This is a genomic window from Mesorhizobium sp. BR-1-1-10 (assembly GCF_020165595.1).
In the GTDB taxonomy this organism is placed as follows: Bacteria; Pseudomonadota; Alphaproteobacteria; order Rhizobiales; family Rhizobiaceae; genus Mesorhizobium; species Mesorhizobium australicum.
In genome coordinates this window covers 260,237-280,793 of record NZ_JAIUIL010000009.1, presented here as the reverse complement: position 1 = coordinate 280,793, position 20,557 = coordinate 260,237, and the positions used below count along the sequence as shown (strand labels likewise).

The 20,557-nt window shown below is 62.1% G+C and carries 15 protein-coding genes and 1 tRNA gene; 6 read left to right on the top strand and 10 right to left on the bottom strand.

Annotated features, from left to right (window positions below):
* Nucleotides 1–4,751: beta strand repeat-containing protein (locus LB555_RS21285; RefSeq protein ID WP_224683678.1), on the bottom strand; the 4,751-nt coding region annotated here is incomplete at its 3' end.
* Nucleotides 4,752–5,074: 323 nt separating this feature from the next.
* On the opposite strand from LB555_RS21285, the gene LB555_RS21280 reads away from it, so the two are divergent.
* The gene (locus tag LB555_RS21280) at nt 5,075–6,028 is read left to right on the top strand and encodes a transglutaminase-like cysteine peptidase (RefSeq protein WP_224683677.1); all 954 of its coding nucleotides are present in this window, start codon (nt 5,075–5,077) and stop codon (nt 6,026–6,028) included.
* 132 nt (nt 6,029–6,160) lie between these two features.
* Here the strand turns inward: LB555_RS21280 and LB555_RS21275 are convergent, their stop codons facing one another.
* The 6 genes from LB555_RS21275 to LB555_RS21250 all read right to left on the bottom strand — a co-directional run bounded on the left by LB555_RS21275 (nt 6,161) and on the right by LB555_RS21250 (nt 12,807).
* Nucleotides 6,161–6,802, bottom strand: a complete 642-nt coding sequence (locus LB555_RS21275) for a ribbon-helix-helix domain-containing protein (RefSeq protein WP_140618714.1) — start codon at nt 6,800–6,802, stop codon at nt 6,161–6,163.
* Nucleotides 6,792–8,081, bottom strand: a complete 1,290-nt coding sequence (locus tag LB555_RS21270; RefSeq protein WP_015318757.1) for an HlyD family type I secretion periplasmic adaptor subunit — start codon at nt 8,079–8,081, stop codon at nt 6,792–6,794. Before LB555_RS21270 ends, LB555_RS21275 begins: the two co-directional genes overlap by 11 nt.
* 50 nt (nt 8,082–8,131) lie before the next feature.
* Complete coding sequence (locus LB555_RS21265; RefSeq protein WP_224683676.1) at nt 8,132–10,264, bottom strand: type I secretion system permease/ATPase; 2,133 nt, start codon at nt 10,262–10,264, stop codon at nt 8,132–8,134.
* A gap of 36 nt (nt 10,265–10,300) precedes the next feature.
* Complete coding sequence (locus tag LB555_RS21260; RefSeq protein WP_015318755.1) at nt 10,301–11,749, bottom strand: TolC family protein; 1,449 nt, start codon at nt 11,747–11,749, stop codon at nt 10,301–10,303.
* Between the two features lie 511 nt (nt 11,750–12,260).
* Nucleotides 12,261–12,335 (bottom strand) — tRNA-Gln (locus tag LB555_RS21255).
* 127 nt (nt 12,336–12,462) lie between these two features.
* Entirely contained in the window at nt 12,463–12,807 is a 345-nt protein-coding gene (locus LB555_RS21250) for a VOC family protein (RefSeq protein ID WP_015318754.1), read from the bottom strand.
* A 223-nt stretch (nt 12,808–13,030) separates the two neighbouring features.
* Here LB555_RS21250 and ppdK point away from each other — a divergent pair, with 223 nt between their 5' ends.
* From ppdK to LB555_RS21230, 4 genes are all read left to right on the top strand, one after another.
* Entirely contained in the window at nt 13,031–15,709 is a 2,679-nt protein-coding gene (gene ppdK, locus LB555_RS21245) for a pyruvate, phosphate dikinase (protein ID WP_140726501.1), read from the top strand.
* A 70-nt stretch (nt 15,710–15,779) separates the two neighbouring features.
* On the top strand, nt 15,780–16,931 hold the full coding sequence (locus tag LB555_RS21240) for a glycosyltransferase family 9 protein (protein ID WP_224683675.1): 1,152 nt from the start codon (nt 15,780–15,782) through the stop codon (nt 16,929–16,931).
* A complete protein-coding gene (locus tag LB555_RS21235; RefSeq protein ID WP_015318751.1) occupies nt 16,915–17,064 on the top strand; it encodes a hypothetical protein in 150 nt (49 codons plus the stop codon). Before LB555_RS21240 ends, LB555_RS21235 begins: the two co-directional genes overlap by 17 nt.
* Before the next feature lie 25 nt (nt 17,065–17,089).
* Nucleotides 17,090–17,830, top strand: coding sequence for a polysaccharide deacetylase family protein (locus LB555_RS21230; RefSeq protein ID WP_224683674.1), 741 nt, complete (start codon nt 17,090–17,092; stop codon nt 17,828–17,830).
* Between the two features lie 52 nt (nt 17,831–17,882).
* Here the strand turns inward: LB555_RS21230 and LB555_RS21225 are convergent, their stop codons facing one another.
* The 3 genes from LB555_RS21225 to LB555_RS21215 all read right to left on the bottom strand — a co-directional run bounded on the left by LB555_RS21225 (nt 17,883) and on the right by LB555_RS21215 (nt 19,514).
* Entirely contained in the window at nt 17,883–18,272 is a 390-nt protein-coding gene (locus tag LB555_RS21225) for a DUF427 domain-containing protein (protein ID WP_224683673.1), read from the bottom strand.
* 127 nt (nt 18,273–18,399) lie between these two features.
* On the bottom strand, nt 18,400–18,753 hold the full coding sequence (locus tag LB555_RS21220; RefSeq protein WP_015318748.1) for a hypothetical protein: 354 nt from the start codon (nt 18,751–18,753) through the stop codon (nt 18,400–18,402).
* A 170-nt stretch (nt 18,754–18,923) separates the two neighbouring features.
* The gene (locus LB555_RS21215; protein ID WP_224683672.1) at nt 18,924–19,514 is read right to left on the bottom strand and encodes a biotin transporter BioY; all 591 of its coding nucleotides are present in this window, start codon (nt 19,512–19,514) and stop codon (nt 18,924–18,926) included.
* Between the two features lie 114 nt (nt 19,515–19,628).
* On the opposite strand from LB555_RS21215, the gene LB555_RS21210 reads away from it, so the two are divergent.
* Nucleotides 19,629–20,537 carry an MBL fold metallo-hydrolase gene (locus tag LB555_RS21210; RefSeq protein ID WP_224683671.1) on the top strand — a complete coding sequence of 303 codons (909 nt, stop codon included), beginning with the start codon at nt 19,629–19,631 and terminating at the stop codon, nt 20,535–20,537.
* Nucleotides 20,538–20,557: the final 20 nt, after the last annotated feature.

The following is a 20,557-nucleotide window of genomic DNA, read 5'->3' as shown; positions in this document are numbered from 1 at the left end:
GCGTCCTGCGTCACAACCTTGATCGCATCGCCGATCGCCGCAACCGACAGCGTCGGCAAGGCATCGTCGAAGCCGAGATTGCCGCCCAGGTCGGCGCTCACCGTCGAGGTCGCCTGGTCGTTGTCGCCATCCGTCACCGTCGCCGTCGCCGACAGCGTCACCAGGCCATTGGCAAGGTCGATGTGGGCGTTGTTGTTGGTGGTGTCGAGGCTCTCGGGCAGGTGGTCGATCTGCTGATACTGCGTCAGCGTCACCGTGCCGGCCGCATTGACGGAGATCATGAAGACATCGCCATGCGTGGCCGTCGTGCCGACGATGTCGTTGCCCACCTTGGACAGCGTGATTGCCTCACCCTGGCTGGTCAGGCCCGAATTCTCGCCGGGAGCTGTCACCGACAGCGTGTAGCCGCTGATCACCGTCGAACCGGCGCCATCCGCGCCATAGCTCGGCGTCACCGCCCCAAGGAAGGCGGCCGCGAAGCTTGCGCTCGCCGTGTCGGTATTGTTGCCGATCGTATCGGCGTCCTGCGTCACCAATGTCAGGGCGCTATCCGCAACCGTCCCGACCGTCACGGAAGGGCCGTCGTCATTGAAGGTAATGGTCAGCGTGCCCGGTGCCGTCGAGCCGTCCGCATCGGTGATCACATAGTCGAGATCGACGGTCGCATTGTTCTCATCGTTCGGGCCTTGGGCCTGAAGCACGTTGTCGACCAGCGTCACCGTGTAGGCGCCAGTTGCCGGGTCGGTCACATGCACCGTGAACAGGACGCCACGAGGGCCTGTCGCGGTCAGTGTGTCACTGCCGGCGTCCCAGCTGTAGGTCACGTTCTCCTGGCCGACCGTGCCATTGGTGCCATCCAACGTTGCGAACGAGAAGCCGTTGGCGCCGGCGCCGTCGCCACCGACGCTGCCGCCGAGCGCTCCGTTATAGGTCTTTTCGCTGGCACTGAACGGAACCTCGCCGAGATTGGCGTCGATATCGCCCAAGGTGCTAGCCGGATTGCCGCCAGCAAGCCCGTCATCGTCAACCGCAGCCGTAGCCGTGCCGCTTGTCGGCGTATTGGCGTCGGTCACCGCAAAGGTGATACCGGCCGTTGCAGTGTCGCCGTCGCCGTCAGTCACCGTGTAGGTCGCCGAAGCCGCACCGGTGCCGAGAACCGAACTGTCGGCGGTGAAGGAGTAGTGGCCGTCAGCCATGACCTTGATCGAGCCATCGCCGATATCGATCGCCTGCGAGTAGCCGTCGTTGCCGAAGACCAGCACAGTAGAGCCGATGTGCGTCACCGTGGCGCCATCGGCGCCGGCCACGAAGTCCAGCGTGCCAGTGATCGTCGCACCCTCGGCAACATTCTGCGAGGCTTCGTCATGCGCCGTCGGCACGTCGTCGGACACCGTCACGTTGACGGTGCCGGTCGCCTGAGTGCCGTCGGTATCGGTGGCAACCACGCCGACATGGCCCAGATCGACCAGGTCGTCGAGATTGATGCCGGGATGCGCGTCGTAATTGTCGTTCAGCGTCGCCGTCACCGTCGCCACATTGTTAGCGACCGAGAGATCCAGCGTCACCACGGTCACGGCGCCGTCCTTGCCCACGACCTGGGTGTCCGACACCCGGGTCCAGGTCAGGTTCGCGGTGTTCAGGCCGCCCAGGTCTGTGCCGAAGACGACCGAGGTGATCGCGTCCGAGCCCGGCGTGAAGGTGATCGAGTTAGAGGCAGAGTCCGGACCGAGTGGCGTCGAGCCGTCACTCAGGTTCTGGTCGTCGAGCGCCAGCGTGATTGGAGCGCCCGCGGTCGGGCCCGCGCCATCCGTGATCGTGAAGGCGATGTTGGCCGTCGAAGTGTCGTGATCGCCGTCCGTCACCGTGTAGGTCGCGTTGACCGCCACGGCACCGCCGCTGTTGTCGACCGAGGCATCGGCCGTGAACGAGTAGGCCCCGTCGGCCTTCACCTGGATGGTGCCGGCGCCGATGTCGATCGACTGCGAATAGCCCGTGCCGGGATCGAAGGTCAGCAGCGTACCGTTGACATGCGTCACTGTCGCGCCGTCCGCGCCGGCCACGAAGTCCAGTGTCCCCGTCACCGCCGGGGCACCTTCCACAACCGCTTGCGAAGCCTCGTCATGGGCCGTCGGCACGTCATCGGACACCGTCAGGTTGACGGTGCCGGTCGCCTGAGTGCCGTCGGTATCGGTGGCAACCACGCCGACATGGCCCAGATCGACCAGGTCGTCGAGATTGATGCCGGGATGCGCGTCGTAATTGTCGTTCAGCGTCGCCGTCACCGTCGCCACATTGTTAGCGACCGAGAGATCCAGCGTCACCACGGTCACGGCGCCGTCCTTGCCCACGACCTGGGTGTCCGACACCCGGGTCCAGGTCAGGTTCGCGGTGTTCAGGCCGCCCAGGTCTGTGCCGAAGACGACCGAGGTGATCGCGTCCGAGCCCGGCGTGAAGGTGATCGAGTTAGAGGCAGAGTCCGGACCGAGTGGCGTCGAGCCGTCACTCAGGTTCTGGTCGTCGAGCGCCAGCGTGATTGGAGCGCCCGCGGTCGGGCCCGCGCCATCCGTGATCGTGAAGGCGATGTTGGCCGTCGAAGTGTCGTGATCGCCGTCCGTCACCGTGTAGGTCGCGTTGACCGCCACGGCACCGCCGCTGTTGTCGACCGAGGCATCGGCCGTGAACGAGTAGGCCCCGTCGGCCTTCACCTGGATGGTGCCGGCGCCGATGTCGATCGACTGCGAATAGCCCGTGCCGGGATCGAAGGTCAGCAGCGTACCGTTGACATGCGTCACTGTCGCGCCGTCCGCGCCGGCCACGAAGTCCAGTGTCCCCGTCACCACCGGGGCACCTTCCACAACCGCTTGCGAAGCCTCGTCATGGGCCGTCGGCACGTCATCGACGATGTTGACGGTGAGCGTGCCATTGGTGCTCTGGAGATCCTGGTCGGTCAGCGTGACAGTGAAGTTCTCGAACAGGCTGTTGGTGCCCTGGACAGAGGTATGTGTCTCGTTGTCGTTGAGCGTGTAGGTATAGCTCACCTCGCCGGTGCCGGCATTGTAGGCCGTCACCGTCAGCGTGTTGCCTAGCGTCGTCGTGAACGAGCTGGCGGTGAACACACCGTCGGTGATGAAAGCGTGGCCATCGATCGACAGATCGTGGATGCCGTCGGGCGAGGAAATGGTGAAGGTGCCGGGGCCGGTCTCGGCCGTGCTTGCCGGATCGGACCCGGGGCCACCAGGCGTGCCGACATTCAAAGCCGCTTCGTTGACGATGACGTCGCCGCCATTGGCTTCCGGCGTCAGGTTGGCGACTACAGGCGTCGAGTTGCCGATCGAGATCGTCAGCGTGGTGTGCGAGGTGTCGCCATCGCCATCCTTGATCGTGTAGGTGAAGACGTCGTTGACGCCTCCGGGTGTGCCCGCATCGCGCACATAGGTATAGCTGCCGTCGCCGTGCAGCGTCAGCTTGCCATATTCACCTTGGATCGGGCTGTTGAGTGTGGTCGTATTGTCCAGAGCGACATTCGTCGTCCCCTTGGCAACGCCCACCACCGTCGCGCCGTCGGCGCCCTGGATGTCGGCAACGCCGTCCGTCGTGTTGGCGTCGCCCGCATCCGTGCCGCCAACCAGCACATTGCCCGTCGCGGGGCCGAACTGGCCGGCTGCGATACTGTCGGTGTCGACAACCGCCGTCGGCACGTCGTCGATGATGGCAACGGTGAAGGTCGTGCTCGCCGTATCGCCGTCGACATCCGTGACGGTGATGCTGAAATTGTCCGGAACCGTATCGTTGGCGTCGTATCCGGTCGTGCTGACGGGATGCGTCACCGACTGGGTCACGGTGTAGTCATACTGGATGGCACCCGTGCCAGGATCGTACGACAGGATCGTGATGTAGCCGAACTGCCCTGAAATTTGCTGGCCGACGCCGGTCACGGTGGTGCCGTTGATGACGATCGAGCCGATGCCATCGGGTGCGTCGATGCTGATCGTCCCGACGCCGGAAGTTTCGGAGTTGGTCGGTGCCTCGCTGCCCGGCGATTGTTGCGCGCCGCCATCGAGTCCGGTTTCGCTGGCCGCCTGATCAGGGTTGGTCAGCGACATGGCCACGACGGAGACGCCTCTGTCGACCAAAGAGGGAAACAGCTCATGCCGCTCGAGCTGCCCAAACTGCAAAGCCGTCGGCGGCAGGAGCGCCGACAGGCCGAAGCCGTCGCCGATCCCGCCGGCAGGCTGTTCGAAATTCCCGCCGGCGCTCGAGGTCGTGCTGCCACCGGCCGATATCGAGCCGTCCGCGCCAAAGGCGACATCGACATGGCTCGCTTCCAGCGCTGCGATCAAGGCCACGCGCGGCACTTCGACGTCGCCGATGATGAAGGTCGGCACATGCAGGGCACCGTCCTTGATGACGATGACCGAGCCGTCCGCCTGCTCGAGCACGAGGTTGTGGCCGTCGACCTTGATGTTGTCGATCGAGACATTGGCGGGAAGTTTGACGACGTTGCTTGCGTCCGCGACGTATTCGTGCGGGGCGTTTGCCGCTGGCGGAGCTGCCGCCGGCGCGCCGCCACCGACATCGACCGGCACAGGCTCGGCCGCGGCCGGCGCTGTTTGGACCGGTGCCGCCGCTTGCTCGGCCGGCGCGGCTTGCGCCACCACCTGGGTCGGCGCTGTCAGGTCGTGATGATCGCTGGAGACGGAATGCTCGTCCCACGAGTTCGAAAGATTGTCCAGTTCAATACTGTTCGCCATAGCTTAAACCCCTCCGGTATTTCCCGGATAGAGACAGGCGGCAGCTTGACTTTGCAACGGTCCGTCAATCCATTCTATATATTTGGATATGCCTTCGATGACTTTTTTTACGCTTGGTAAACTGTGAACATATAATCAGTTATATGTTGTCTGGAAGGCATAGCGCTTCGCCACCGGCGGCGCGGAAAACTTGGTAAATATAAGTATAAATGCATGTAAAATTTTACTAAAATCAGCAAAGCGAATTCGTAGGAAACTTATCCATCTTCCTTTCCAGTAATTTGAGACAAAATTGGTAGCGTCCACAGTCAAAGGTGGGCGTCATGAAAAAACAAAAGAATGCTCCGGGGAAGTGCAAGCTTAAGCTGCTTCTGCTGGCGGTGGGGATAGCCGGCTCGGCGCAGCCAGCCCTTGCCGGGCCCGTCATCAGGAATTTCATGCCCGAAGCAGCACTGCTTGGAATGGTCCAGGCGCCGCCTGGCCTCGGCGGCATTTCGCTGCAGAGATACCAGCCCTGGCAGCCGGCCACCCCCTACCGGATCAGCCTTGTCCTGAACGGATATGGTCCCGTTTCCGCTCAAGACGGGTCCAGCGCCTCGATGGCGCAAGAGGGCAGGGGTATCGACCCGATGCCGACGGCGTCGATCATTCCGGGCGTTTTCGGGTCGGTTGCGCTGTCCATGCGCAATTTTCCCGTTTCGGCGCGCTGGGCACCTGTCTACCAGGCCATAACCGATTGCACCGCGGGCAGCCCCTGTGATCACGAGAGCCCGGCCTTCGCGGCCATGGTCTCGGCCGCCCAAGGCAAGGGGTTCGTCGAAAAACTGTCGTTCATCGACAGCGGCATCAACCACCTGATCGCCTATAAGAAGGACAGCGTCGTTTACGGCAAGCTTGACTATTGGGCGAAGCCTTCGGAGATCCTCGCCAATCGTGCCGGCGACTGCGAGGACTTCGCCATTCTCAAGATGACCGCGTTGCTGAGGGCCGGCATTCCGGCACGCAGCATGTCGCTCGTCGTTCTCCAGGACCGCAAGCGGGGCTTCTTCCACGCCGTGCTTTCGGTCAGCACCGCAAGCGGCGCTTATATTCTCGACAGTCTCAACGATACGGTGCTCAAGGACAGCGCCCTTCCGAATTATCAGCCACTGTACTCGTTCAGCACCGACCGGGCGTGGATCCACGGGTCCAAGTCGGGGGACGCCCAGATGGCCGATGTCAAGGGCGGTTTCGCAACCGTCGCCCCTGGCGAAGGCCTCCAGGCGGAAGTCAAGTAAGGGCCCGCGCGCCGGCTTTCTTGTCCTGGTTGAATGGCGGAACAATTCCTGGAAAAGTCTATTGTTGGTTTTCCGGCGGAATCGCGTCAGCAGATAGGGCGGTTCGGCGTTTGCGTGAAACGATGAACGGCGCTAGCCGTTGAAGACGAAAGCCATCAGCAATTCCAGGTCCAGCACCGGCGCCCGCACCACGTTCAATTGGCCCCGGTAACGGCGTTCGCCGGCTCCAATCACAAATCCGCTCGCAACGGCAACATCGCCATTGGTGTCGAGGCGGGCGAATATATCGGCTACGTTGAGATCCAGCGCCAGCTTCAGGTCCTGGCGCGTGTCTTCGTCGAATGCCGCCGGCAATTGTCGTTTGACCAATTGCTGGAACGGCGCATTGAAGGTCACGATCTTCTTCGTCGAGGCCAAGGCGAAGGCCGGCGACGGGCAGGCAAGCAGAATGGCGTTTATCGTCCTGATCGATGCAAGCCTGCGCAAATTCAGGTTCTCGCGCCCCAACTCGCGTATGCAGGCCACCCGGATTGCCGAGGTCAAGTTTCCTTTCTCCGCGTGACCTTCGGCGATCTCGTCGACCAGCATGCCGATCGTGCATTTGCGGCTTTCAGCCATCTGTTTCAGCGAAACCCAGAAAGCCCGTTCAAGCCGAATGCCGCGCCTGATGCCGCCGCGCGCCACGACGCGGAACTCGAGTTCGAAATCTTCTGTCGGGAGTGGCAGAAGCAAGTGGTCGCTCCGGGTCGCGGGAGAGGTGGCGCTAGCGCTCACTCATTGCCTCCTGGCGGGCTTTGTTGATCGGCTTCAGCAGGTAGCTCAGGATCGTCTTGCGACCGGTCTTGATATCCACGGAACAGATCATGCCGGGGATGATCGAATATGCCTTTCCGTCTCGCTCCAGCGTCGATCTATCGGTTGAAACACGCACCTGATAGTAGGGCTCGCCCGTCTTCTGATCGACCAGGCTGTCGGCGGTTATGTTTGAAACCTTGCCTTCGATGCCGCCAAAGATCGAGAAATCGTAAGCCGTGACTTTGATCAAGGCATCCTGATCTGGGCGGATAAACGCGACATCGCGGGGCGAAACACGTGCTTCGACCAGCAATGTCTCGGAAGTGGGCACGATGCCGGCCACGACAGTACCCGGCTGGACGAAGGCGCCGACGGTGTTCAACTCCATCGTGTTGACGATGCCGTCCACCGGCGAGCGGATATCCGTTCGCGCGACCTTGTCGGTCGCGCCGCGAATGGTTTCGTCCACCACTGAAAGATCGGCCAAGGCCTGCGTCAGGTCATCGAGCGCTTCCTGCTTCAACTGCAGCCCGAGTTCCTCGACCTGGAGCTGCGCCTCGGTGATCGCCGACTTGCCCTTCTTTATCGTCTCGCCGGCCAGGTTCAATTGGCCGTTGAGTTCGGTCTGTTCCTGCTCGACCTTGAGCTGCTCGGTCCTTGCCATCAGACCTTTCTTGACCATCGCCTCGACCAGCTTCGCCTGCTGGTCGCTCACAGCCAGGTTTTTTGTCAGGCGGTCGAGATTGGCGTTCGCCTCGTCCAGTTCTTTTTCGCGCTGGTCGAGTCGCGACTTGAGCACCGACAGCTTGTTGTCGAAGTTTTCGCGCCGGGCAACGAGGAGGTTTTGCTCGTTGTCACAGATTTCCGGCGCCACGGATTGGATGTCCTGCGGACAGGGAAACGATCCGGTGATGCTGCCGCTCTGTTCGTATTTGAGCCTGGCGATGCGTGTTTGCAGGGCCCGCGCCTTGGCTTGCTGTTCGCCGAGGCTGGATGTGTTCAAAGTATTGTCGAGACGGATAATAAGGTCGTTCTTCCTGACGACCTGCCCCACCTTCACGGCGATTTCCTGAACGACGCCCGGCTCGCTGGCTTGAATGACCTGGGTCTTGGAGGCCGGTATGACCTTGCCGTCGCCACGCGCGATCTCGTCGACCTCGGCGAAGGACGACCAAGCGACAAAGGCGGCGAAGAGCGCCCCTATGATGAATATGGACGCCGTCGCGAAAAGCGGCGGGCGGTCTTCCCTGGCAAGCATTTCCCACGCCCCGTTATCATATCGGTTTCAGCCCGATGTAATTTGTTCATTCAGGAATTCGTTCTCTGCAGCGCCTGAATGACTTGTTCTTTTGGCCCGTCGGCAACTATCTTTCCTTGTTCGATAACAATGAGGCGATCAGCCAATTCGAGCATGCTGAAGCGATGCGTCGAGACGATCAGCGTCGTGTTGTGGTCGAAAGCGGTCTTGAGTTGCTTTATCAGTTGCCGTTCCGACGCCAGATCCATCGAGCCGGACGGTTCATCCAGAAAGACGATCTTCGGCTTGGTCAAAAGCAGCCGGGCGATCGCCACCGCCTGTCTCTGCCCGCCGGAAAGATTGGTGCCCCGTTCACCGACGTTCATGTCGTAGCCGCGCGGATGGCGAGACACGAACTCGTCGACGCCGGCGGCTTTCGCGGCTTCGATGATTTGCTCGTCGGTCGCCTCCGGAGATGCCATCAGCAGGTTCTCCTTGATGGTGCCCGAAAACAGATCGCCGGCTTGCGCGACGATGCCGACGGCGGCGCGCACCTCTGACGGGTGATACTGGCGGATGTCGATGCCATCCAGCAGCAATTCGCCGGAGCTTGGCAGAAAAAGCCTGCCGATCAGGCGTCCCATCGTCGTCTTGCCTGACCCGATGCGGCCGATGATGCCGATGCGCTCTCCTGGCTTCACCGAAAAGTTCAGGCCGGACAGAACCTCGTTTTCCGATCCGGGATAGACGAAGCCGACATTCTTGAACGTCATCGCGCCATTGCGAATCGGGCGATTGACAAAGCCCACCGTATCCGGCCGGTCCTCCGGCTGCGCCATGATGGAATTCACCATTCTCAAGGAGAGCATGGCCTGGCGAAATCTCGACAAGGTGATCGCGATCTGGCCGAGCGGAGCCACGGCCCGGCTTGCCAGCATCACCGTTCCGATGATGGCTCCTGTCGAAACATGCCCTTCCGAAAAGGCGTAGGCTCCAGCCACGACCAGGGCTACCGTCACAAGCTGCTGGATGGCCTGGGTGATGTTGCCGGCCGCCGCCGAAAGCTGCTTGATCTTCTCGGAGGTATTGGCCGCATTCTTCGAATGCTCGCCCCACTTCCTCAGCAAATAGGCTTCGGCGCGCAGCGACTTGATCGTTTCCAGCGTGGAGATGGACTCGACCAGTAGAGCCTGGCGCTGGGAGGCTTCATTCATGGATGCGGCGACCCGTTTGCCGATGCGGCGTTGCGTGACCAGGCCAACGACCACCGACGCCACAAATGCGAGGGCCGGGATGACGACCAGCCAGCCGCCGATCGCGTAGATGACGAGCAGGAAGATGAAGACGAAAGCCGTATCGATGAACACGCTGATCGTGTTGGAGGTGAAAAATTCCCTGACGAACTCATATTGGGTGACGCGGTTGGCATATTCGCCTGTCGAGCCCGGGCGCGCGGACAGGGATGAATTCAGCACCTTCTCGAACAGCAGATACGATATCCGCAAGTCCGCCTTGCGCCCGGCATAGTCGATGAGCGAGGCTCGGGCCGTTTTCAAAAGCAGATCGAAGAGAATGACGGCGCCGATGCCGATCGCCAGCACCCAAAGCGTCGATATCGCCTTGTTCGGCAATATGCGGTCATAGACATTCATGGTGAAGATCGGTGAGGCGATGGCCAAAAGATTGATGAAGATCGCCGACAGCACGACCTTGGAATAGGTGCGCCAGAAAGCGCCCATCGTCCCCGTCAGCCAATGGCGCCGCTCGATCTGCTGCGCCGACCCGACCTTCATGCCCTCGGTGGCGTTGGCATAGGTGATCGAGAAGGATACCCCGCCACTGATGTAACTTGCGGCCAGCTCGGATTTGCCGACAGTCGTGCGCCCGTCTTCCTGCGGGGCCGTGAGATACCCGTCGCCGTCGGTTTCCGCCAGCAGGGCGATCGGCAACTGACTGACACGGAAGAGAATTGCCGGAAGATCGACGCGACCGCGCAGGAAGTCGCGATGGTTGAATTCCTGGGTCTCGAGACCGATGCGCTCGGCAAGATGCCGGATCTCGGTGACCTCGATGCGCGTGTCCGAAATCGGCACTCCGGCAAACAGCACGGTCTCGGCGCTCGGCCTGCCGAGATAGGCGGCCACCGCCGAAAAGCAGGCCTTGAACGCCTCCTTGGGCGACAGAATATGTGGCTGCTGATTCACGACCCGCCCGCCAGAACCCTCAACACTCCTTACGGCTCACTTCTTCCTGACAGGGGCGAGGATATCGAAGGGCAGGTCGTTCTTCTGTTCCGACGGGGTCCGTGCATAGGTTTCGGTGTCCGGGATCTCCGGAACCGCGAATTCATCCTTGGCGTAGGCCGCGGCCTGCTTCGGCGGCTGGATGTCCATCGTTTTCAGCAACTGCCCGGTTGCCGCCAGAAGTCGGTATTGGGCAAAGAGGGATGCATAGGACGCGGTGTCCGCCAGCGTTGCTGTGTTGAACCGCGTATTCTGCGCATCCAGCACATCGAGCAGCGAGCGCTGTCCGACCTTGAACTGCTCCCGATAAGAGGCAACCAGCTTCTCGTTGGAAGCGGCTTGCAGCTTCAGGGTCTTTGCCAGGTCGGCTTGCCGGAAGCGGCGATCCCACGACGTGCGAACGGCTTCTTCGATCTCCCGCAGAACCTGATGCAGCCCAAGCCGCTGTTCGCTGGCGCGGCGGATCTGCTCCTGCTCATTCGCTTTGTCGATGCCGCCCCGATACAGGTTCCACCGCAGCACCACCCGTGCCTGCAGATCGGAGGTGTCTCCATTGTCGCCGTCAATGTCGTATCCGGCCCGGGCAACGCCTTCGGCGACGACCGACGGGCCGTATTTCGCCCGAGCGGCGTCAACCTGCGAGCCCGCGGCGGCGATATCGCTATTGGCCATGTGGACGCGCGGGTTGTTCTCCCGCGCAATGCCCAGCGCGTCGTCCAGGGACCTTGGCAGTGCAGAGGAAACGTCGCCTGGCCGCGATGCATTGGTCAGCGGTTTCCCGACGGTCTTGAAGAAGCGTATTCTCGAGGCCTCGAGTTCCTCGGAAGCCTCCTGCATGCGGGCCTTGGCCGCAAACAAGCGCTCCTCGGCCTGTTGCCGGTCTGCTTCGTTCAATCCGCCGCCTGCTATGCCTTCCCTGATGTCGTGGAGAATCGCTTGGTGAAAGCCCAGATTCTTCTTTGCCTCGGCCACGATCGAGGCCTGAAGCATGTATTCCAGGTAATCCTGGACGACAGACAGCCCGATGAACTCAGATCGCTCCAGCACGCGGAATGAGGCGCCATCGACTCGCGAGGCTTGACGGTTGAGTTCGGCTCGCCTTGCGCCACTATCATAAAGCGTCTGCGAAACCGTCAGATCGGTCTCCGCGGGATAAAGCGCATCGTGCTCGATGGAGAGCGCGCGGCGGGAGGAGTTGTCCAGGCGGCGAGCACCAGCGGATGCCTCCAGGTCGACGCTTGGAAGATAGAGCCCTTTTGCTTGCCGCAGTTCGAACTCGATGGCCTCGCGGTTTTCGATGGCCTGGCCGATTTCCGGGTTGGATTCCACCGCGACCGCCATGGCTTCCTTGAGTGTCAGCGCATGCGCGCCCCAGCAGCTCAGCATGGTAGCCGTCATCAAGAGACCAACGCCCATGACCTTGGTCGACAGACCTGTCGTCTTCATTTTCCCACCCACGTTTCCCCGCGCTTTTTAAGAGCGCCCCAGCCGGGCTTGGCGCCTGACCTTGCCACTATCTTGCAAATTAACGTGCGCGTTTCATTATTAAGCTGTGACTAAATCATAGAATTTAGGCAGACGGTCAAAAAATGTAGCAAAAATAGCACACATTTGGGACGCCGGCGGGATCAAATGCCGGTATCGAAACTTGAAGCCCCGAGACAAGATATTGAAGATGGGCAACAGCAAGCCTGTTCTGGCATATGCCGATGAGTACGCATGTCCGCAAACAAAGTTGCTCTCGCGGAGGCAATAAGGCGCCTTCAACAGCTCGGGTGCAGAAGGATTTGGTCCGGCCCACCCAGATTGACGACATGTTCTGGTCGCGCCCGCTGTGGTTTGCGAGATCGCTGACGCACTGCCGAGCGTGACACTTCTTGGTTAAGTCTAGGCTGCAGAGTGTTTGGATCAGGGCTTATTCGGTGCGCGCTTGGGTCTCGAATGGACCGTCTGCGCTTGGCTGGGGCGCCAGGATTCGAACCTGGGAATGTCGGTACCAAAAACCGATGCCTTACCACTTGGCGACGCCCCAATAGCCGTCAGAGTCGCTGTGCGGCGCGTTATTAGCAGAGCAGCCGAAAAGCACAATGCTTATGAACGACCGCGAAGACGCTCGGCTGACCAGCGGTGCAATCGGCGCTAGGTGATCCACAAGCGGACTAGTGGGACCACACAGCCAGCTCGTTGCCGGCTGGATCGACGAAGTGGAAGCGTCGGCCGCCGGGGAATGAGAATATCCGCCTGACGATCGTTCCGCCGGCGCTTTCGACGGCGCGAAGGGTTTCCTCCAGATTGTCACTGTAAAGCACGGGCAACGGCTTGGCCGGTGCTTCCGCGGCATCGGCCTGAAACCCGCCATCCAGGCCCTCGGCGAAGGCCGAATAGGTCGGCCCATAATCTGTGAAAGACCAAGCGAAGGCGGCGCTGTAGAAGGCCTTCAACCGATCCAGCGTGCCGCCGGTCGCCGGCATTTCCAGATAGTCCAGTTTTCCAGGCTGTTTCATGGCGCACCTCTTGTTCCCTTTATGTTCTAGACGTCGAGCCGTGAGGTGGCAAGTCTTTTTGCCACAGGCCCGGGCGGAGTTTTTTCTTAATCGATTGTAGCGGCCGAACGGCTTGCCGACGCCTTGCCTTTCGCACTGCAGCATCATATCGCTCCAAAGTCGGGCACGGATGGAACTTTGCGTTTCGCCAATCTTTCCAATCTCCTGCAACCGGAGAGCAAGCATGACCAAATGGGTTTTCACCTTTGGCGATGGTGCGGCGGAAGGCCGTGCCAGCGACAAGAATCTGCTGGGCGGAAAGGGCGCCAACCTGGCCGAGATGTGCAGCCTGGGGCTGCCAGTACCGCCGGGCTTTACGATCACCACCGAGGTCTGCAATGCCTATTATGCCAACGGTCGCACCCACCCGGCGGGATTGGAGGCTGATGTCGCAGTCGCCCTCGACCATATCGGCCGGCTGACTGGCCGCCGGTTCGGCGACCCGTCGAAGCTGCTCCTGGTTTCGGTGCGTTCCGGCGCCCGGGCGTCGATGCCCGGCATGATGGACACCGTGCTCAATCTCGGATTGAACGACGAGACAGTCGAGGCGCTGGCCGCCGATTCCGGCGATGCGCGCTTTGCCTATGACAGCTACCGCCGTTTCATCCAGATGTATTCCGATGTCGTCATGGGCCTCGATCACGAGGTGTTCGAGGAAATCCTGGAAGACCAGAAAGCCAGCCTCGGCCACGAGCTCGATACCGAACTGACGGCGATCGAATGGCAAGGCGTCATCGCGCTCTACAAGGCCAAGGTCGAGGAGGAACTCGGCAGGCCGTTCCCGCAGGATCCGCACGAGCAACTCTGGGGCGCGATCGGCGCGGTGTTTTCAAGCTGGATGAACAACCGGGCCATCACCTACCGGCGTCTGCACGATATCCCGGAAAGCTGGGGCACGGCGGTCAATGTCCAGGCCATGGTGTTTGGCAATATGGGCGAGACCTCGGCCACCGGCGTTGCCTTCACCCGCAACCCCTCGACCGGTGAAAAAATGCTTTATGGCGAATTCCTGGTGAATGCGCAGGGCGAGGATGTCGTCGCCGGCATCCGCACGCCGCAGAACATTACCGAGGCGGCGCGCATCGCGGCCGGTTCCGACAAGCCTTCGCTGCAGAAGCTGATGCCGGATGCCTTCCAGTCCTTCGTCACCATCTCCGACAGCCTGGAAAAGCACTACCGCGACATGCAGGATCTCGAATTCACCATCGAGCGCGGTAAATTGTGGATGCTGCAGACCCGGTCCGGCAAGCGGACCGCCAAGGCGGCGCTCAGGATCGCGGTTGAAATGGCAAGGGACGGCCTGATCACGAAGCAAGAAGCCGTCGCACGCATCGATCCTGCTTCTCTTGACCAATTGCTCCACCCGACCATCGACCCGAAGGCCGCACGAGACATCATCGGCGTCGGGCTGCCGGCGTCTCCGGGGGCTGCCACCGGCGAGATCGTCTTTTCTTCCGGCGATGCCGAGGATCTGAAGACGCAGGGGCGCAAGGCGATCCTGGTGCGTATCGAGACCAGTCCGGAAGATATCCATGGCATGCATGCGGCCGAAGGCATCCTGACCACGCGCGGCGGCATGACCAGCCACGCCGCGGTCGTCGCGCGCGGCATGGGCAAGCCTTGCGTGTCCGGAGCCGGCTCGCTGCGCGTCGACTACAAGGCAGGCACGCTGGTCTCGATGGGGCAGACCTTCCGCAAGGGCGACATCATCACCATCGATGGGGGCAACGGCCAGGTGCTCAAGGGCGCCGTGGCGATGCTGCAGCCGGAATTGTCCGGCGATTTCGCCGCCATCATGGAATGGGCGGACGCGGTACGCCGCATGAAGGTGCGCACCAATGCCGAAACGCCGCTCGATGCCCGCATGGCGCGCTCCTTCGGCGCCGAGGGCATCGGGCTATGCCGCACCGAGCACATGTTCTTCGACGGCGCCCGCATCGTCGCCATGCGCGAGATGATCCTGGCCGACACCGAGAAGGACCGCCGCGCGGCGCTGGCCAAGCTTCTGCCCATGCAGCGCTCGGATTTCCTGGAGCTGTTCGAGATCATGGCCGGCCTGCCGGTGACGATCCGCCTGCTCGATCCGCCGCTGCACGAATTCCTGCCCAAGACCGAAGCGGAAGTCGCCGAAGTCGCGGCCGCCATGAACGTGTCGGCAGACAAGCTCAGGCAGCGCACCGAGGCCCTGCACGAGTTCAATCCGATGCTAGGCCATCGCGGCTGCCGGCTCGCCGTCTCCTACCCCGAGATCGCCGAGATGCAGGCGCGCGCCATTTTCGAGGCGGCAGTCGAGGCCGGCAAGAAAGCCGGCGCGCTGGTCGTCCCCGAGATCATGGTGCCGCTGGTCGGTCTGGCGAAGGAACTCGATTTTGTGAAGGCACGCATCGACGCCGTCGCCAAGAGCGTCATGGACGAGAGCGGCGTCAACATCGATTACCTGACTGGGACCATGATTGAGCTTCCCCGCGCGGCGATCCGCGCCCATGTCATTGCCGAGTCGGCCGAGTTCTTCTCCTTCGGCACCAACGACCTCACCCAGACCACCTTCGGCATCTCGCGCGACGATGCCGCCTCCTTCCTGGAGACGTATCGCCAGAAAGGCATCATCGAGCAGGATCCGTTCGTTTCGCTCGACATTGAGGGCGTCGGCGAACTGGTGCGCATGGCGGCGCAGAAGGGCAGGGCGACGCGACCCGACATCAAGCTCGGCATCTGCGGCGAACATGGCGGCGATCCCTCGTCGATCCGCTTCTGCGAGGAGGTCGGGCTCGACTATGTCTCCTGCTCGCCCTACCGCGTGCCGATCGCCAGACTGGCAGCGGCGCAGGCCGCGGTGCAGACAACGACCACGGGGCGTGGATAGACCGGTCCGAGCTTACGGTTTTGTATGAAAACTCACGCGAACGTGCTAGAGGTATCGCGCAATCTCGCCATTGTTTCTGACCAATTTCGTGATGATCGCCAACCGTCTCCGGAAACATATGTTGCAGATTTCACCCGCTCCGTTCCGCTCGATCCTGATCATTCAAACGAAGTTCATAGGCGATATCGTCCTCGCTTCGACCCTCGCCAGGAACCTTCGGCTCGAATTCCCCGGTGCCAGGATCGTGTTCCTCTGCGAAGCGCACTTGGAGAGCTTCGTGATTGCGCATGGCATCGCTTCGGAGGTGGTTCCGTTCAGGCGGGCTCGCGCGCGGGGCACCCCGCTGGAGCGCGGAAAAGAGCTCTACGCAACGGTGAAGGCGCTGCGCGGCTTCTGCTTCGATTTGACGATCGACCTGACCGATTCGAAGACCTCTCGGCTTATCAGCGGCTTGGTCAACGCAAAGACGCGCGTCGGCTACAATCCCCCGGAAAGGCCGCTGAAGCTGCTGGAGCGGCAGCCCGCCAATGTGTTTGCCAAACCATTCGGGTTTGGCGGCCAGCATTTTGTTTATCGCTATCTCTCCCCTCTTGAAGCGCTCGGCATCGATCTGCGGGTGACGGTACCGAGCCTCCAGCCGCCGCCATTCGAGGCCGCGAAAGCCTTGGCGCTTCTGGGCACGCACCACATCCGTCCGAACGCCTTCGTCGCTGTCCACGCAGGCGCGAGTTTCAAGGGCCGGCAGTGGCAGCCGGAACGGTTTGCCGAGGCGATTGACCAGATTGCGGCCGAAACCGGACTGGGCATCGTCCTGGTGGGAGGGCCGGGCGAAGGTGAAACCGCCGCGCGGATCGTTGCCGAGACGGCGACGCCGGTAGTGGACCTGGTCGGAGCGCTGTCGCTCGAGACCCTACTGGCCGTCCTGGAACAGGCTCGGCTGTTTGTGGGCAATGAAAGCGGGCCGATGCATATGGCCGCTGCCGCCGGCACCCCGGTTGTCGGCCTTTTCGGCCTGACGCATCCGTCACGCTGGGGACCTGTCGGCGTGCCCAGCATCGCGCTTCGGCCGTCAATGCCATGTGACTGCGTGGCCAAGGATTTGTGTCGCCGAACCGATCCCAGCAAGGCGTGCTGCGTTTGGCGCCTGGAGGTGAAGCCGGTTGTCGAAGCGGCGCGCGAAATTCTCGCGCGCACCGAGCTGAAAAATGAACGCGCTGTCTGAGGGCGATGGAACGGCAAGACTGTCGCTGAACGGCTCGTCGACCAAGTGGGAGGTCAAATTGCCGCGCCAGGCGTTTTTCTGCTATCCCTCGTCCGATTTCCGCCTTCATGCGGGTCTTGGGATGTCGGCTTGAAACCGCCGGTCGGGAACTTGGTTCGATGCATTTGCCGCAAAAACATCTCTGCAGGATCGCCATGTCGGTGGCGCTGATATCCAGCGCCCATGCCACGCCGCTGGTCGAACCCACGCTGCACATCAAGCCGGCTGCAAGCGGAACCGGTCGCGTTGCACTCACGCTCGATGCCTGCGGCGGCAAGACCGACACGCGCATTCTCTCGGCGTTGGTGGACAACAAGATACCGGCTACCATTTTCGTCACCGGCATCTGGCTGAAGCGCAACGCCGAGGCCGTCGCGATCATGCGGGCGCATCCCGACCTGTTCGAGCTGGAAAATCACGGTGGCCGGCATATCCCGGCGGTCGACACGCCACAGAAGATCTATGGCATACGCAGCGCCGGCAGCCCGGAAGCAGTCCTTGCCGAAGTCGAGTCGGGGGCCGCGGCCCTGGCCACGACCGGCGAACCGGCGCCGAAATGGTTCCGTGGCGCAACAGCCGAATACAGTCCCTCGGCCATTGCGATGATCCGCAAGCTCGGCTTCAAGATTGCCGGCTTCTCGATCAATGGCGACGGTGGCTCGCTGCTCGGCGCCAAGGAAACGGCCAGGCGCATCGCCGCCGCCAAGGACGGTGATGTCATCATCTCCCACATCAATCAACCGACCCATGCCGCCGGCGAGGGCGTGGTTCAGGGCCTGCTGGCGCTCAAGGACAAGGGCATGACCTTCGTGCGCCTCGACGATGCCGACGGAACGGGTAATCACGGCACCACCGACTAGGGGCCGGCATCCTGAATGTCGATGCCCCCTGAGCGTCTTCAAGCCGAAGCGTTCAGTCCGGCTTGGCCTCGATGCTGACCTTGCTGGCGTAGAACGCGCCGTGGTCGCGGATGTCGGTCATCTCGTCGAAGGGCTGCCGATAGGCCCACATCGCGTCCTTGCCCGCTTCGCCCGCCGGCAGCACGCTCCAATAGCTGGCATCACCCTTGTAGGGGCAGTGCGTCGCGTGACCCGTTCGGCTGAGCTTGTCGAAATCGATATCGGCGAACGGAATGTAGAAGGCGGCGGGGTAGGGGGCCTCCGTCAGCACCTTCGCCTTGGCGGAAGAAGCGATGACCGTACTGCCGGCGCGGATTGTGACGGTGCCGGAATAGGGCTCTATCGTGATGATCTTGTCGGGATTGCGCTGGAAGCCGGGTGCCGGGTTGGCGATCTTGTCCATGCTGGTTCTCCTTGCCCGACCTTAGGTGTGGTGGGCGACCGGATAGAACAAGGCCCGTGGTCACAAACAAGCAGACACCAAGCGCCCGTGCGTGGCGCAAGACTGGCCTTGGCGTGGCAGCGGAAAATCAGGCAGCGGTTTTGAAGGCGTCCATCAGCCCGGCATAGGCGGCCGCGATGCCCGCCACCGGGTTGCTGCTTCTCGAGATCGTCTCGACCTTCAGCGCCCCTCCGACGGTTGGCAAGGTGAGCAGGAGGAACTGGCGATTGCCGCCATCACCGACGGATGCCGCCGCGACGTGCTGGCCTTCGCCTTCGTTCTGGACGCACATCTTGAACAGCAGTGTGCCGCCGACCGCTTCGAGCGCGCCGCCGACAACTTCGACGAACTCGTCTTCGGAAACGGTCTTTTCGTCCGGCACCAGATCGGCCAGGCTTTCGGCAAGTGTACTCTCGAGAACCTTATCGTCGAGCGCGTCCATGCGAACCTCTTTCAGTCGCCAATCGCACCCCTTTGCCCGTTAACGAAGCTTAACACCGACGATGGCCGGATTATGGCACTTTTTGCTGTTGGTCCGATCACGAGGAGTTTGCGCCAATGGAATCTGTTTGAAGCTCCTGCCATTCGACGGGCGGCAGGGGCCGCCAAATTTCAGGAGCGCTTCAGCAGCGACCAGACGGCCGGAACGAGGCTGGCCGCGAGCGCGACCTTGATGAGATCGCCGACGATGAACGGCACGACGCCGAACTGCCAGGATTTTTCCGGACCGATGAGCAGCGCCAGCCAGGCAAAACCCATCGCCATCATCACCCCTTCGGCAACCAGCATGGCGTTGAAAAGCTTGATCGGATGACGGTCCCAGCCGCGGTCGGCGGCCCAGCCGACAATCGCCGCCATGACCACGAAGCCGGCGAGATAGCCGCCGGTCGAGCCGAGCATATAGGCAATGCCGATGCCTTTTTCCGGCGTGCCCTGGAAGACCGGGAAGCCCATGGCGCCTTCAGCCATGTAGAGCAGCAGGGTGGCGAGGCCGAGCCGCATGCCGAAGGCGGCGGCGATCAGCAGGACGGCGAGCGTCTGCATCGAGAGGTCGACAGGCCCGAGCATCACCTTGGTCTTGGCCGAAAGCGTCAAAAGCAGCGTCCCAGTGATCGCCAGCAAAAACTGCGTTGCCAGTCGCGCGGCACCTTCCTGCGGCAAGGCCAGGAAAACAAGCGGGCGCGTCGTCGTTGCGGTTGTCATGGTCTTCCCCAATCCAAACTTGCCGCGAACCAGAAATCGCGGTCTTGCATTTTCCTATATTGGCTTGCGTGCTATGCGGCAATCGGTTTTGCGTTCCGGGAACAATGCGCCGACATGGCTCTCAAATTCGATACCAGCTTCGACCCTGCTTACGGCCAAGGTGTAAGCGTGGCCCCTGACGTGCAACGCGTCACGGCCCCTAATCCCAGTCCCTTCACTTTCCATGGCACCAACAGCTACGTCGTGGGCCACGATACGCTGGCGGTGATCGATCCGGGGCCCGATGACGAGGCGCATCTTCAGACCTTGCTCGACGTGATCGCGGGCCGGCCGGTGAGCCACATTTTCGTCAGCCACACGCATCGCGACCATTCTCCGCTGGCGGCCCGGTTGAAGGAGCGCACCGGCGCCCAAGTGCTGGCGGAGGGACCGCACCGGCCGGCGAGGCCCTTGCACATTGGCGAAACCAATGCGCTCGACGCCAGCGCCGACACCGCTTTCGTTCCCGACATCGCCTTGCTGGACGGCGAGCTGGTCAGCGGCGACGGCTGGGCGATCCGGACCGTCCTGACGCCCGGCCATACCGCCAACCATGCGGCATTCGCGCTGGAAGGCACCGGCATCCTGTTTTCAGCCGATCACGTCATGGGCTGGGCAACCTCGATCGTCGCGCCGCCGGACGGGGCAATGGCCGACTACATGGCATCGCTGGACCGCCTGATCGAGCGCGGCGACCGGCTGCTGCTGCCTGGCCATGGAGGACCGGTGACGGCGCCGCGCGCTTTCATGCGCGGGCTGAAGACCCATCGCAAGATGCGCGAACGAGCCATATTGGAACGGATCAGGGCCGGCGACAGGACAATCCCCGACATGGTCAAGGCGATCTACAGGGATACCGACCCCCGGCTGCACGGCGCCGCCGGCCTGTCGGTGCTTGCCCATCTGGAGGACCTGGTGGCGCGCGGCGTGGTGGCGACGGACTCCGCTCCCGCCATAGATGGCATTTTCACGCCTGGCCGATAGCCCTGCCGCCGCCCACCCGT

What these genes read in the sequence shown, in the direction of transcription:
- ppdK (WP_140726501.1), top strand. Translation starts at nt 13,031, where the DNA reads ATGACCAAATGGGTTTTCACCTTTGGCGATGGTGCGGCGGAAGGCCGT.
- LB555_RS21210 (WP_224683671.1), top strand. Translation starts at nt 19,629, where the DNA reads ATGGCTCTCAAATTCGATACCAGCTTCGACCCTGCTTACGGCCAAGGT.
- LB555_RS21220 (WP_015318748.1), bottom strand. Translation starts at nt 18,753, where the DNA reads ATGGACGCGCTCGACGATAAGGTTCTCGAGAGTACACTTGCCGAAAGC.
- LB555_RS21215 (WP_224683672.1), bottom strand. Translation starts at nt 19,514, where the DNA reads ATGACAACCGCAACGACGACGCGCCCGCTTGTTTTCCTGGCCTTGCCG.
- LB555_RS21280 (WP_224683677.1), top strand. Translation starts at nt 5,075, where the DNA reads ATGAAAAAACAAAAGAATGCTCCGGGGAAGTGCAAGCTTAAGCTGCTT.
- LB555_RS21260 (WP_015318755.1), bottom strand. Translation starts at nt 11,749, where the DNA reads ATGAAGACGACAGGTCTGTCGACCAAGGTCATGGGCGTTGGTCTCTTG.
- LB555_RS21225 (WP_224683673.1), bottom strand. Translation starts at nt 18,272, where the DNA reads ATGGACAAGATCGCCAACCCGGCACCCGGCTTCCAGCGCAATCCCGAC.
- LB555_RS21235 (WP_015318751.1), top strand. Translation starts at nt 16,915, where the DNA reads ATGAACGCGCTGTCTGAGGGCGATGGAACGGCAAGACTGTCGCTGAAC.
- LB555_RS21230 (WP_224683674.1), top strand. Translation starts at nt 17,090, where the DNA reads ATGCATTTGCCGCAAAAACATCTCTGCAGGATCGCCATGTCGGTGGCG.
- LB555_RS21250 (WP_015318754.1), bottom strand. Translation starts at nt 12,807, where the DNA reads ATGAAACAGCCTGGAAAACTGGACTATCTGGAAATGCCGGCGACCGGC.
- LB555_RS21270 (WP_015318757.1), bottom strand. Translation starts at nt 8,081, where the DNA reads ATGCTTGCCAGGGAAGACCGCCCGCCGCTTTTCGCGACGGCGTCCATA.